This window comes from Halobacillus naozhouensis, from assembly GCF_029714185.1.
GTDB classification, from domain to species: domain Bacteria; phylum Bacillota; class Bacilli; order Bacillales; family Halobacillaceae; genus Halobacillus_A; species Halobacillus_A naozhouensis.
Genome location: NZ_CP121671.1, coordinates 2070386 through 2084617, shown reverse-complemented (window position 1 = coordinate 2084617; position 14232 = coordinate 2070386). Strand labels below are relative to the sequence as shown.

At 40.0% G+C, this 14232-nt stretch carries 13 protein-coding genes; all 13 read right to left on the bottom strand.

Features of this window, described 5'->3' with window-relative positions; all coding sequences use genetic code 11:
- Positions 1-22 precede the first annotated feature (22 nt).
- The 13 genes from P9989_RS10910 to dcuS all read right to left on the bottom strand — a co-directional run bounded on the left by P9989_RS10910 (position 23) and on the right by dcuS (position 14231).
- Positions 23-661 (bottom strand): GntR family transcriptional regulator, encoded by a 639-nt coding sequence (locus P9989_RS10910; protein ID WP_283078773.1) that lies wholly within the window; start codon positions 659-661, stop codon positions 23-25.
- 87 nt (positions 662-748) lie between these two features.
- Positions 749-2092 carry an MmgE/PrpD family protein gene (locus P9989_RS10905; RefSeq protein ID WP_283078772.1) on the bottom strand — a complete coding sequence of 448 codons (1344 nt, stop codon included), beginning with the start codon at positions 2090-2092 and terminating at the stop codon, positions 749-751.
- Positions 2093-2123: 31 nt separating this feature from the next.
- Positions 2124-3290 (bottom strand): acyl-CoA dehydrogenase family protein, encoded by a 1167-nt coding sequence (locus P9989_RS10900; protein ID WP_283078771.1) that lies wholly within the window; start codon positions 3288-3290, stop codon positions 2124-2126.
- A gap of 63 nt (positions 3291-3353) precedes the next feature.
- Positions 3354-4289, bottom strand: coding sequence for an NAD(P)-dependent oxidoreductase (locus tag P9989_RS10895; protein ID WP_283078770.1), 936 nt, complete (start codon positions 4287-4289; stop codon positions 3354-3356).
- A gap of 21 nt (positions 4290-4310) precedes the next feature.
- Positions 4311-4688 (bottom strand): 4-carboxymuconolactone decarboxylase, encoded by a 378-nt coding sequence (pcaC, locus tag P9989_RS10890; protein WP_283078769.1) that lies wholly within the window; start codon positions 4686-4688, stop codon positions 4311-4313.
- 32 nt (positions 4689-4720) lie between these two features.
- On the bottom strand, positions 4721-5887 hold the full coding sequence (locus P9989_RS10885) for a mandelate racemase/muconate lactonizing enzyme family protein (RefSeq protein ID WP_283078768.1): 1167 nt from the start codon (positions 5885-5887) through the stop codon (positions 4721-4723).
- 70 nt (positions 5888-5957) lie between these two features.
- A complete protein-coding gene (locus tag P9989_RS10880) occupies positions 5958-7436 on the bottom strand; it encodes an SLC13 family permease (RefSeq protein WP_283078767.1) in 1479 nt (492 codons plus the stop codon).
- Between the two features lie 57 nt (positions 7437-7493).
- On the bottom strand, positions 7494-8897 hold the full coding sequence (gene fumC / locus P9989_RS10875) for a class II fumarate hydratase (protein ID WP_283078766.1): 1404 nt from the start codon (positions 8895-8897) through the stop codon (positions 7494-7496).
- A 47-nt stretch (positions 8898-8944) separates the two neighbouring features.
- Positions 8945-9817: an HpcH/HpaI aldolase/citrate lyase family protein gene (locus P9989_RS10870; RefSeq protein WP_283078765.1), complete on the bottom strand. Its 873-nt coding sequence runs from the start codon at positions 9815-9817 to the stop codon at positions 8945-8947.
- 47 nt (positions 9818-9864) lie between these two features.
- Complete coding sequence (locus P9989_RS10865; protein ID WP_283078764.1) at positions 9865-11133, bottom strand: TRAP transporter large permease; 1269 nt, start codon at positions 11131-11133, stop codon at positions 9865-9867.
- Complete coding sequence (locus P9989_RS10860; RefSeq protein ID WP_283078763.1) at positions 11130-11681, bottom strand: TRAP transporter small permease; 552 nt, start codon at positions 11679-11681, stop codon at positions 11130-11132. Before P9989_RS10860 ends, P9989_RS10865 begins: the two co-directional genes overlap by 4 nt.
- Positions 11682-11904: 223 nt before the next feature.
- Positions 11905-12630, bottom strand: a complete 726-nt coding sequence (locus P9989_RS10855) for a response regulator (protein ID WP_283078762.1) — start codon at positions 12628-12630, stop codon at positions 11905-11907.
- Complete coding sequence (gene dcuS, locus P9989_RS10850; protein WP_283078761.1) at positions 12627-14231, bottom strand: DcuS/MalK family sensor histidine kinase; 1605 nt, start codon at positions 14229-14231, stop codon at positions 12627-12629. The genes P9989_RS10855 and dcuS overlap by 4 nt, the downstream gene beginning before the upstream one ends.
- Position 14232: the final 1 nt, after the last annotated feature.

Here is a 14232-nt window from a genome sequence, read left to right as displayed (position 1 = left end):
TTTATAGATAACCATGAATTCTCTAACCCAGACTGTTTACTAGTGCTTCCCCTGTACGTTTGATATGCTCAGAAACTAGTACAGCTGCCTTCGATTCATCCTTTTCATTCACTGCATCCAAAATTTGCTGATGCTCTTGATTAGATAAATCCATCTGTCCAGGTAATAACGTTGGTGTTTGTTGTGGAAAGCCATTCCAAAGCGTTTCAATAAAGGATAATAATCGGTTCCAATTACAACGTTTAATTAATAAATGGTGATAGGAAATATTCGCTTGTACAAAAACCTCAGGATCTTCTGTACCTTCCATCTCCTCCATTAAACGCTTAAGTTCACTGATATCTCCTGCTGTTAAATGAGGTACACTTTGTTCGACAGCTAGTTTCTCGAGGCATGCTCTTAGATGATAAATTTCCTCAATATCTTCAACATTCATAGCCTTTACAATGGCTCCACGGTGAGGTTCGAGTTTTACTAAGCCTTCTGATTCTAATTTTCGAAGGGATTCACGGATCGGCATTCTACTTACACCCAAAGAATCCGCAAGTTCAGATTGAATTAATCGTTGGCCCGGTTCAAAATCACCTTGAAGAATGGCTTTTCGTAAAACATTGCATACTTTTAAATGAAGTGTATTTTTATCTTCTAATTTTAAATTCAAATTTTTGCTCATATCGATCGCCCTTTAGACTATTTAAATGGTGTTCCTAAGTTCGCGAATATTGGAAGGTTTTATTTAATGCTAGATCTAAACAGCCTTAAAAATACTGTGCATGGCTAGTTCATTCTCTTTATCAATATTCAGAATATATTCGATCATTGCCTCTGTATCATTTTCAGGAGAAGATGAGGCTAGGTCCTTAAATTTAGTTGTTAACTCAGTTAGTGATACTGGGTTTTCTGGATCCCCTTTCGGATAATCCGTTTGTTGTTTGATCGATTTATCATCATTAAAAACAATCTCAACTTCCGCTCCCCATTTTTCTGGGTAATCCGCTTCAATTGTCGGTTCTACAAATACTTTAGTTCGTTCTATAAGTGAGCGTATGGATGCGTCTTGCAAATTTTCCTCATCGAAATCGGAAAGAGATGCTTGCTTACGTAAACAAGCTAAAGCAGCACAAAACTGTATACTAAATTTAGATGCATACACTGTATTTGGATCAGGATTATTTGTAATATCCAAGGCTGTTTTGTAGGTCCCTATGTGAATAGCAGCCACTTGATCAAAATCAATCTGATGCTTATCTATCAGATCGAGAATGACATCGATGACAGAATGAGTGTGTCTGCATGAGGCATGTACCTTGAAAGAGTTTTCGGTAATCTTGAAGCGCTCTCCTAATTCAGCAGTTACTCTGGATTGATCAAACTCTTCAGACGTCGCAAGAAAGAATCCGCGATCCCCTTCTAATATTTTTTCGGCCGCCGTAAAATCTTTCTCAGCCAACAAAGCGGAAAGGGTCCCATTGTATGCGGCTTTTCCTGGATGAAGCTGCTTAGTCATCGCTCCATCTTCAATGAATTCCCATAATCCTGAGGCTTGTGTACCGGCACTTCCCAAAGCATAAACCAATTGTTCTTCACTTAGGTCAAGTAATTTAGCAACCGCTGCAGCAGCTCCAAATGTTCCGCATGTAGCCGTATTATGCCAATAGTAGTAATGAGAAGGAGAAACTGCTTCGCCTATTCGATAACATACCTCATAACCAAGGACGATTGCTGTAATCAGTTCCTTTCCACTTCTCTCTTTCCACTCGCTTACAGCTAATGCTGCAGGTATGACAACGGTTGCCGCATGAATGATCGATGCCTTATGAATATCATCAAGCTCCACAATATGACTGGACGCCCCGTTAACTAGAGCGGCTTGTACGGCTGATGTTGTCTTCCCATTAACCGTGGCTGCTTGCGAATGTCCCCCCATTTCGTCAATGTGTTCAGCGATTTTTTGTACGGGGGCTTTATCTTTTCCAGCTATGGCAGACCCCGCCCAATCTAGAAGGCACATTTTTGTAAAATCAATAACTTCTTCTGGAAAGTCCTCATAAGACGTATTGCGAATAAACTTAGCTACTGTTTGACTTAGCACTTGTCACCCACCCCTCTTTTCCGTACTCCCATTAGAATGACCGCGGCAGTCCTAGAACGTGTTGGCCGACATAACTTAATACGAGATTGTTAGTGACCGGCGCTACGATAAAGAGTCGTGCTTCCTTAAATTTTCGTTCTATATTGTACTCTGTAGCGAAACCATATCCACCGAACGTAGTCATGGCTGCATTGGCTGCCTTCCATGTAGATTCCGAGGCTAAGTATTTAGCCATATTAGCCTCTTCCCCGCATTTTTCACCGGCATCAAATAATTCACACGCACGGTCTCTCATTAAATTGGCCGCTTGTATTTCCATATAAGACTCAGAGATAGGGAATTGCACGCCTTGGTTTTTACCGATCGGCCGGTCAAATACTTCACGTTCATTCGCATAATCGACGGCCTTATCAACAAAATACATGCCATCTCCAACACTCTCAGAAGCAATTAGAATACGTTCAGCATTCATTCCTCCTAACACATAGCGGAACCCTTTACCCTCTTCACCAATCATGTTCTCCACCGGAACTTCTGCTCCATCAAAAAATACTTCTGTTGTTGCATGATTGATCATTGTATCGATAGGAACAATCTCAATGTTGTCTGCTTGATCCTTCATATCTAAAATAAATAGACTGAGACCATCTGTTTTTTTAGCTACTTCTTCTTTCGGGGTTGTCCGGGCTAATAACATCATTAAATCGGAGTGTTCTGCTCGTGACGTCCAAATTTTTTGTCCGTGTATTTCATAGTGATCGCCTTTTCTCTCTGCAGTCGTCGTAATACTAGTGGTATCACTGCCGGCGGTCGGTTCTGTAATACCAAAGGCCTGTAATCGTTGTTCACCAGAAGCGATCTTTGGTAACAATCGCTGTTTTTGTTCCTCATTACCGTGTCTTAAAAGGGCCCCCATCGTATACATTTGAGCGTGTCCAGCCCCGGCATTACCTCCGGAGCGGTTAATTTCCTCCAAGATAATCCCTGCTTCCGTAATGCCTAAACCGGCCCCGCCATATTCTTCTGGAATTAGAACAGAGAGCCAGCCATCATTAGTAAGCGCTTGAATAAATTCCTCCGGATACGCTTTTCGTTCATCAAGTTCACTCCAATAAGATTCCGGAAACTTTTTACACAATGATTGAATGCTCTTACGAATTAGCAAATGTTCTTCTTGTTTTTCAACAGTAAGTTGCATAGTCTATTCCTCCAGTTTCAATAATTGTAAAACGCTTTCACGTTTAGGATACTGTATCCAATCTCACTTGTCTATGAATTCGGAATATTCATAATAATATTTTGTTCCATCTTTTGAAAAGTTTATCCCAGACCTTTCTCCAATAAGGTGGGCGATCTCCGTGTGGTCCACTTTATTTTCTTCCATTTGTTTCTCAGCTTCGCCCCATAAGTTATAGACAGCTTGAGAAATCGGGCTTGGTGCTTCAGTTGTCTCCGCTATACTCATAGCCGTAGTTAAATCTTTATACATAAGATCCATGGTAAAGCTAATTTCATAGTTTCCTGACAAAATTTGTTGAGCTATTTTATTTTCACTTGAGTTACTTTTCCCTGTGCTATGATTGATAACTTCTAGCATTTTATAAGGATCTATACCTGTTTTCATCCCAACAGCTAAAGCTTCAAGAGTGACAGACAAGGTCGTTGCTGATACTAAATTATTCAATGCCTTTACTGCATGTCCCGTCCCACTCTTGCCTACGTGTGTAATCTTTGAACCAATGGATTCAAAGATTGGCATCAGCTGTTCATAGGTAGACAAATCTCCGCCTACCATAACCGTAAGTGTCCCCGCCTCAGCTCGTTTGACCCCGCCGCTTACTGGTGCGTCTAGCATTTCAACCTTATGCTTTTTTAATTCATTACCAACCTCATTGGTTACTTTGGGAATTGAGCTCGTCATATCGATCAGTACAGAGGTAGGTTCCAGCCCTGTGACCAGGCCTTTTTCCCCTAATACCACGTCTTTAACAATGTCCGCATTAGGTAACACTGTGAGTATATAGTTATTTTTGCTTGCCAATTCTGTCAGTGATTGTGCTGGTATAGCTCCTAAGGATTGAAATTCGATGAGAGCCTCTTTATTTACATCATAGACATGAAGCTCATGCCCTTCTTTAAGCAGTCGTTTGCCAATACGCCCGCCCATGTTCCCTAGTCCTACTAAGCCGATTTTCATAAACTTCCCCTCCACATAGACCTAGTTTTGATCAGCTTCTGCAAAAACCTCTCTTGCAATTTTAAAACTATCAATCGCTGCCGGCACACCACAGTAGATGGCTGTTTGCAATAACACCTCCTGAATCTCTTCCTTAGATACTCCATTATTTAACGCCCCACGCAAATGAAGCTTTATTTCATGCGGGCGATTTAGTGCCGTCAGCATGGCCAGGTTAATCATACTTCTTGTTTTCTTTGGCAAACCATCCCGCGTCCAGATTTCACCCCAACAATATTCAGTCACCAACTCCTGTAAAGGGCGGTTAAAGTCATCAGCATTTTCAATCGCTTGATCAACATAGGATGCTCCAAGTACACTCCGACGAACTTCAAGACCTTCTTCAAATTTATTACTCATGATATCTCTCCTCCACTTTTAAAATATGAAAATCATGTAGCTATAGAATGCAGCAAGTCTCTTAAATCAGATTTTGTTTCAAAACCAATACCTGGTTCATCAGGCATACGGACATAGCCATTTTCAACCGGCAAATGGTCCGCAAAACCACCGAAGGGTTCAAATACACCAGGATAGGATTCATTTCCTCCTAACCCTAAACCGGCAGCAATATTCAATGACATCTGGTGCCCACCATGAGGAATACAACGCCGTGGTGACCAACCGTGTTCTTTTAACATGTCAATGATTCGTAAATATTCAACAAGCCCATAGCTTAATGCACAATCAAACTGCAAATAATCACGATCAGGTCTCATACCACCGTATCTAATCAAATTCCGGGCATCTTGCATTGAAAAGAGGTTTTCTCCGGTAGCCATTGAATGTTTATAATGTTTGGATAGCTCCGCCTGCAGGTCATAATCTAGAGGGTCTCCTACCTCCTCGTACCAGAACAATCCATAAGGTTCTAATTTTTCTGCATACTCAATCGCTTGCTCTAAATCAAACCGGCCATTGACATCAACAGCTAAGCGGCTTCCATCTTTGACTACCTCCAGGACAGACTCAATTCGACGAAGGTCATCATCAAGTGAGGTACCTCCTATTTTCATTTTCACGACAGAATAGCCGAGATCTAAATAGCCTTGCATTTCATCTTTAAGTTCTTCTAATCCTTTTCCGGGCTGATAGTATCCGCCTGCTGCATAAACAAACACCTCTTCATCGATTTCACCTCCCCGATACTGATCTGCAAGAAGTTGATACAAAGGTTTCCCTTCAATCTTACTAACCGCATCCCAAACGGCCATATCCAATGTTCCAACAGCAACAGAACGTTCTCCATGTCCGCCTGGCTTTTCTCCAGTCATAAGGACATCCCATATTTTATGAGGTTCAAAATTTGTCTCTGTATCATTCAGTACCTCTGATTTTTTAGCGTCTAGTAATCTAGGGACAAACCTTTCCTTAAGTAGTCCAGTTGGAGCATAACGGCCATTTGAGTTAAACCCGTAGCCCACAACACGCTTGCCATCTTTGACAACATCAGTAACAATCGCCACAACAGCAGCTGTCATTTTACTGAAATCGATATAGGCATTACTAATCTTTGATTTGATCGGAACCGTTGAAACTTTAATATCTACTATTTCCATGTACTTCTACACCTCCAGTAAATTTTAAGAACTTATATTGTTTATAAATCATGGCCACCTGTACCTCTCGCTATGGAACGAGCCCAAGCCAATTCCACCAGCTGAAAGCAATGACAATAGTCAGCACCATCATTAACAAAGTCATATAAAGACCAGGGACTAAAAATTCACGTTGAGATATTTGCCCTGAACTATGGACAATCACATTCGGCATCGTTTCAACTACCAAAATATAACCATGTAAACAGGTAAGAGCTGCTGTAAAACATATAAAAGTTGGGTCAACACCTGCTTCCTGTGACATCCCTATATAAACAGGAATCAATGTAACAACAGCCGTAGAGACGTTTGACATAATTAAGTGAAACATTTGTGTAGCAACTATAATAAATATAACCGCAACGATTGGGTCTTGAATCAATGATAAAACCCAAGGGGCAGCCAAAGCTTTTCCGATTTTTTCAGCAGCACCTGACTCAGTTAAGGCATATCCCATAGAAAGCGTAGCCCCTAATAGAAAAATAGTGTCGTAGTTAATTTTTATGACATTCGACCAATGGGCACACCCAACTCCAGGAAGTGTCATAAGCACAACCCCCATAATTGCGGGAATACTTAAATCCAAACCATGGAGAGGTTCTGTCATCCATAGGAGGACGGTTAAAGTTAATATCGCCAAACACTTTTTTTCTTTCCTATCTAAGGGGCCAAATTCAGCCATGATTTCTTGCATTTCTTTTTTAACTTTTGGAAACGATTGTTCTTTCTTTTTAAGTGGAAAGCATTTATTCAACACAAACCAAGCACCCGGAATCAATGTGATCCATAGAGGCAATGAATAAATAAACCATTCAAAATAAGTGATCTCCACCCCTAGGAATTGCTTTAATAAATTCACTGTTAATATGTTCCCAATCGCTGCTGTCATTACTGCTGTCCCGCTGATCGTTCCGCCAAATGCCACTCCCAGCAAAATTTTCCTTCTTAAATTGCTATGTGCAGGTGCTCCTATCGTGTCTAAAACATCCAGGGCCACTGGTAATAATAATGTCGTTCTAACAGCAGCCGCCGGTATGAAGAAGGATTGGATTTGCGGGATGACTAGTATGCACCCTAGCAGCCCATTTGAAGTTCCTCCCCATTTCGCAAGAATGCTATAAGTAATCCGTCTGGCTAATTGTGTCTCATTCACCGCTCTCGCAAGCATCATGCCACCAATGATTAGAAAAACGGCAGAAGATGCAAACCCACTGTATATCACATCAATAGATACGGGCTTAAATAAGAGCATGAGTAACATGATTATTGCAGCTGTCAAACCTAGGGGAAAAGCTTCAAAAATCCAGAGCACCACCCCAGCAGTCACAATTGCAATCATTTCTTTTGCCGGGTCATCAAAGGAACCGGGCAATAAGAGAAAAATAATTAAAAATGTTGCGACAGCTGTAATTACACCAGATAGCTGTCTATTATTAATTTGTAAAGACTTCTGTTTTGTATTGTCTCGGTCCATCGTTGTGTGAGTTTTTACCCGTGCATGATTGGTCATAGCATTTCCGTCTCCTATTTAAAGACAATTCTCAGAAGTACAGAGGGTATGATGATCTTAAAGAGTTCGTTCAAGTGACTTCGGATGAGTCATGTTAATAGGATTTACAATTTCATCAAAGACCTCTTCGGTAAGTAAGCCTGTTTGGACGGCTGCCTCTTTTAAAGTTAAACCCTGATCATGAGCGGTCTTTGCTATTTTTGCAGCATTTTCATAACCTATGTGTGGGTTTAAAACAGTCACAAGCATTAATGACTGATCTAAGTTCTTTTTAATAACCTCCTCATTCGGTTTTAGCCCTTTAAGGCAATTTTTATTGAATGAGATCATTCCGTCAGCTAGCAGTCTAGCTGATTGTAGGAAGTTGTAGGCAATCACTGGCTTAAAAACATTCACCTGAAAATTCCCCTGGCTAGCTGCAAGGCCAACGGTTACATCATTTCCAATTACCTGCGTTGCAACCATCGTTAATGCTTCACATTGTGTTGGATTCACCTTACCAGGCATCATGGAGCTCCCTGGTTCGTTTGCAGTAATTGTTATTTCACCGATTCCGCTTCTCGGACCGCTAGCTAGCCACCTAATATCATTGGCGAGTTTCATTAAATCCGAAGCCAATGCCTTTAATGCTCCATGACAGTACACGACTTCATCATAGCTTGTCAGCGCATGGAACTTATTAGAGGCAGGGACAAACCTTTTTCCAGTAAATGAACTAATTTTCTTAACAGCTATTTCTGGAAAAGCTTTGTACGTATTTAGACCAGTGCCTACAGCCGTACCTGCAAAAGCCAATTCTTCCATCTTGACATTACTCTCTTGAATCATATCCTCTGTTTTTTCCATCATTCGATGCCAAGCACTAATCTCTTGGCCTAGTGTAAGCGGGACAGCATCTTGTAAATGGGTACGCCCCACCTTCACAAGGTCTTGATACTCCTCTGACTTTTTTAAGAGTGTTTCCTTCATAGCAGTTAATGCTGGAAAGACTTGATCTTCGATGGCTGTCACACCAGCAATGTACATGGCTGTTGGAAAGTTACAGTTTGAACTTTGTGATAAATTGACATCATCATTAGGATGAAGTCTTTCCTCACTGCCGCTTTTCCCAAGCCATTGGTTACCTCGATTGGCAATCACTTCATTAATATTCATATGGGATTGCGTACCACTGCCTGTTTGCCAAACCTTAAGTGGAAAATGTTCATAGAGCTTTCCATCAAGGATTTCATTAGAAGCTTGTACAATAGCTTCAGCTTTATCAGCATTTAAATGGCCTAGTTCTTGGTTTGCAAGCGCAGCACTTTTCTTTAAAACGGCAAACCCTTTCAAGACTTCCTCAGGCATTTCTTCTATTCCAATCTTGAAGTTTTCCTTACTTCGCTGCGTCTGAGCAGCCCAAAGCTTGTCGACAGGTACTTTCATTTCACCTAAAGTGTCTTGTTCTACCCGGTAATCCAACGGGTGATCACTCCTTTGTAAACTGTTATAATCAAAGCTTCCTGTGTTTAATAGTTAACTAAACTTACAATCTCTTTCGCTTTCTTATAAACAGGATAATCGACTAACCTTCCATCGACTGTAATAGATGCCTTGCCGGATAATTCTGCTTTTTCAAACTCATCAACAATTTCGCGAGCTTGTTGCACCTCTCGCTCACTAGGAGCAAATAATTGGTTAACCGCTTCCAACTGCTTAGGATGAATGATTAATTTCCCCTTGAACCCTAAGTTTTTTGACCGCTTAGCTTCTTCCACCAAACCCGTATGATTCGAAAGATCAGGGTACACTGCGTCTATAGGTCCTCCTATCTCAGCGGCTCGCGAAGCCACGACGATTTTAGACAAAGGGTAGATCAGTTCTTTTCCTTCCGGGGTTAATTCACAACCTATATCTAAGGAATAATCAATAGAACCGAAAGCCAAGTTAGAAATAAAGGAATGCGCCCCGGCAATCTCATCTACATGCTGAACCCCCTTGGCGGTTTCAATCAACGGAATAACATCAAAGGGTGAGGTGCCATCAGCATAGGCTGCATTCTCACTGGATAACCATTTAACCACTCTTTCGCAAAGATGAATCATTTGTTCCTTACTTTCTGATTTAGGTACGACCACCCCGCTTGCACCATTTAAAATAGAAGATGTAATATCTTCTTCCCAGAATGGTGTGGACGTGTCATTGATGCGAACATAAATCGGCTTTGCACCTTTTAACTCCTGTAGTGTATAGATCATTATTTCTCGAGCACTTTCTTTCTCTGCTGTCACCACCGCATCTTCCAAATCAATAATGATACAATCCGCTTCAGACTGTATTGCTTTTCTAATCATGGATAATTGTCTAGCGGGTACAAATAAATACGAACGTAATACACTCAAAACAACCTTCTCCTTATTTGATGGTTTTCAGGAAAGTTTCTATCCTTCTATTTCGTTAAGAACAGAGATATTTCTGGAAAGATTACGATAAGAGCAAGTACTATGACCATTAAGAAAAAGAATGGCATGACCCCTCGAACAACTTCACCAACTTTTTCCTTAGAGACACCACTCACAACAAATAAGTTTAGCCCTACCGGAGGTGTAATCATGGCAAGCTCTAAATTAATCGTCAGAATAATGGCAAAGTGAATCGGACTAATATTGAAAAGAGCTAATATCGGCAAGAAAATTGGTACAGTAATCAAAATAATCGCTGCTGACTCAAGAAACATTCCCATAATGAAGATCAACAAGTTTACAGCAATTAAGAAAATCCATTTATTTGCAACGTTAGCGTTCATCCATGCAGATAAATCTTGAGGAACTTGGGCAATCGTTAAGAACATACCGAATACTACAGCTGAAGCAATAATTAAATAAATCATTGCTGTAATATTAATAGATTCATTGACCATACTCCTGAATTTTTTAAAGGTTAATTCTCTATATATAAAGGTTGATACAACAAATGCGTAGAAACAAGCAAGGAAAGAAGCTTCAGTTGGTGTTACAACCCCTCCATAGATTCCACCTAATATGAGGACTGGAAGCATAAATCCCCAGATTGCCTTCAAACTTTTTCTGCCGCGGTCCGCCCAGGATTGCTTTGGAAGAGATCCATAATTATGAACTTTTGCGTAAATCACCGCGGATATGATTAGAGTTGCAGTTAATACTAAACCTGGCACAATACCAGCCATAAACAATTGACTAATTGATTCTTCCGCAACGACCCCATAAAGGATCAACGGTATAGATGGAGGAATCAGGATACCCAGCGTACCCGCACATGCGATGAGACCCATAGCATAACGCTTATTATATCCGGCTTTTACAAGTCCAGGAATCATAATACTCCCAATGGCTGCAGCAGTTGCAGGACTTGATCCTGATATCGCAGCAAAAATCATACAAGCAAGAATGGTGACCACAGCAAGTCCACCTCGTATATGGCCGACCCACGACTTCAATGCTTCAATTAAATGATGTGAGATCCCGCCTTTAGACATGATGATTCCTGTGAATACAAATCCAGGAATAGCCATTAGCGAAACGTGAGTCAATTGGCTGAACATTTTTTGAATAACTGTATACATAGTAAAGTCAATCATATTTAAAGCCAAAATGCTTGACAGCCCTAGACTAATAGCTACAGGGACACGAATAATACACAACACTATGAAACTTAGGAATAATGCTAAGACTGGACTCATACCGATACCTCCTCCTTCTTACTATCTGGAAGGTATTCTTCCTGCTCTGAATGGTTTAATTCGCCTATAATTTCTTTTTCATCTCCAATAATAGCTTTAAAGGTTTTTACAATGAAATACACCCCTAACAACACCATGGATATCGGAAGGATTAGGTAAGTGATCCAAGTTGGGATACCTAATGCAATGGACACATAGCCTGTACTTAATTCTTCCGTAACCATTTTCCATCCGGATAAAAACATAAAGATCGCAAAACCAACACCAAGTAGATTACTTAAAACAGCTGCAACACGTTTTGCTTGAAACGGAAGAAGATCATAAACGACATCAACAGCGATATGATGATTTTCTTTTAGAGCTCTTCCAAAGCCAATAAATATGGCCCAAGGTAAGAGGATTTTTACAATTTCAAGTAATCCAAATTGCGGAGAGTTGAACACATATCGCATAAATACACCGTAAAGAATAATAATGACAGCAGCTAAAAATAAACTAGCTGTAAAAAATTCCTCGATCCTATCCAACCGCTTTAATAACTTATTCATCTAATCCCCCTCAGAAAATACTTTTTCTACCTACTAGTTTACTTAATTAAGAATCAAGAAGTGATTTGTCAATCTGCATCAATCATTTATAGTAACCGCTTTCATTAATGAGCTTCCATAATCCCTGCCCTCCTTTTCTTAGATATTACAATTTTCCGAAGATTCTTTATAGTTTTAGTAGGTAAAAAAAAGCTTTTGTAAGTAAAATAACTGAGGAAAGAAATTACGGGAGGTCAACGTTCAAATAAGGCTTAATTATACCAGTTTTTTCATAATTGACCTCATACATATGAATGGGACGACCAGTCTTTTTGTAGTGGTGATTAACAGAAACCATTTCAATATTCGTTAGAAATTTTAAATATTTACGAGTTGACACACGAGAAACCCCCACTCTCTCAGCTAACATCTCTGTAGTGAAAGGTTTATTATTGTTTTCAATGATACTTTCTACAACAACCTGGAGCGTTTCCCTTGTTAGTCCTTTAGGAAGGGATTCACAGTGCTCCATCATTTTATTCTGTCTTAACAGTTGATTATCTAATTCATCTTGTACCATGCTTTCTTTTTGATTCATCAAATCATACTCATTCTTATACTTCTTTAATGCAGACCTAAATCGGTCAAACTCAAAAGGCTTAATTAAATAATCAACCGCACCTAAACGAAGGGCCGATTTAATGTTTTGCATATCGCTTGCAGCCGAGATCACAATAGCATCCAAACTCTTGTATTCATTCCTAATGTCTACTAATAGGTCAATACCGTTCTTCCCTGGCATAAAAATATCAAGCAGCACAAGCTCAATATCCTGATTTTTAATTAAATTCATGGCCTCATTCGTATTCATAGCAACCCCTGCACATTCAAACCCATTAATAGCACGTAAATAGCTTTTGTTAATGTCTGCCACCATTGGATCATCTTCTACTATTAGCACTTTGATCACGCTGATTCCTCCTTACAATCATATGGAAGTTCCACGGAAAACATCGTGTACTCATCATTAGTAAACAATTCAACATCTCCATCCATGCTTTGTACAGTCTTTCTTACAAGAAACAATCCGTATCCACGATTGTTCCCTTTAGTAGAGAATCCCTTTTTAAAAATCTTTTTACGGATTTCAACTGGAATCCCCCCTTTGTTATCAACAACATCAAACAACAGAAACTCACCGTCATAATCAATAACCACATCAATATTTTTATTATTAAAATCCTGTACCGCTTCAATAGAATTATCAATTAAATTACCAACAACCGTAATAACCCCGTCCATGATTTCAGGATTATTTGGTTTAGGCAGAACTGTTTCACCTTGAACAGTAAGATTCACGCCCTGCTCACGCGCATAGCTCATCTTGCTTAATAAGAAACCGGCAAGCACAGGGTCCTTTACGAAACGTGAAATGGAGTCAAATTCCATTTTCTGATTCTCAGTAATTTGATGAATATACGAGGTAAGCTTTTCATATTCACCAATATACACCATCCCTAAAATGACATGCAGCTTGTTCATAAATTCATGGCTTCTCACCCGTAATGCCTCAGCATATAACTTTACACCCGTTAATTGCTCAGCTAAATGTTTCAGCTCTGTCCGATCCCTAAAAGTTGCAATCGCTCCAACAATTTGACCATCTACTTTAACGGGAACACGGTTCACAACAAACGTCACCTCCTCAATATTTCTCTCCTGATCAAATTCCCCTTTTCCATTTTCTAGTACATTTACTAGGCGCGAGAAAGGCATATATTCTTCAATTGTCATCCCCACAGGGTTACCTTGAATCCCAGCTTTCTCAAACATTCGGGTAGCTTCAGCATTGGCTATTATAATTTCTCGATTTTGATTAATAGCCAAAATTCCTTCTCTAACAGACTCAATCATGGCATTGCGTTCCTGCATAATCCCTGCAATCTCATAAGGTTCTAGACCAAACAAAACTTTTTTCACCCTATTGGCTAAAAAAAGTGCTCCGATAATTCCAACCACTACACCAAGACCAACCCCTACATAAATAATTTGTTTACTTCTATTAACTGCCCTATTTACTTTATTTAAAAGAACCCCTACAGACACCGCACCAACTTGTACATTATTATGATTGTAAATAGGTTCAAAAGCCCTCAGTGATGCGCCCAAGGTTCCTTCAGCAATTGATGTATACTCCTCCCCTTCTAAAGCCCTCTCTTCATCTCCCCCGACAAAATGTTTCCCCACCTTCCAAGGGTCCGGATGAGTCTTTCGGATCCCCTCCATATTCATAACTACGACAAAGCGGACATCTGTTAACTTACGGATTCTTTCCGCAAATTTTTGGAGTTCATCCTCTTGACTCTTATATTGAAGTCCATTTATGACAATAGGCGAGTGCCCAACCATACGGGCTACATTTAACGTTTTCTCAGCTACATCCTTCCTTGTCCGCTCCGCAACTTCTTTACTAATTAAGAATCCTGTCACCGTAAAAGCTAAGATCATGACAATACAGACAAACCAAACAATTGCTGCATGTAAACTGAAATATCTTCCAGCAAATTTCAAC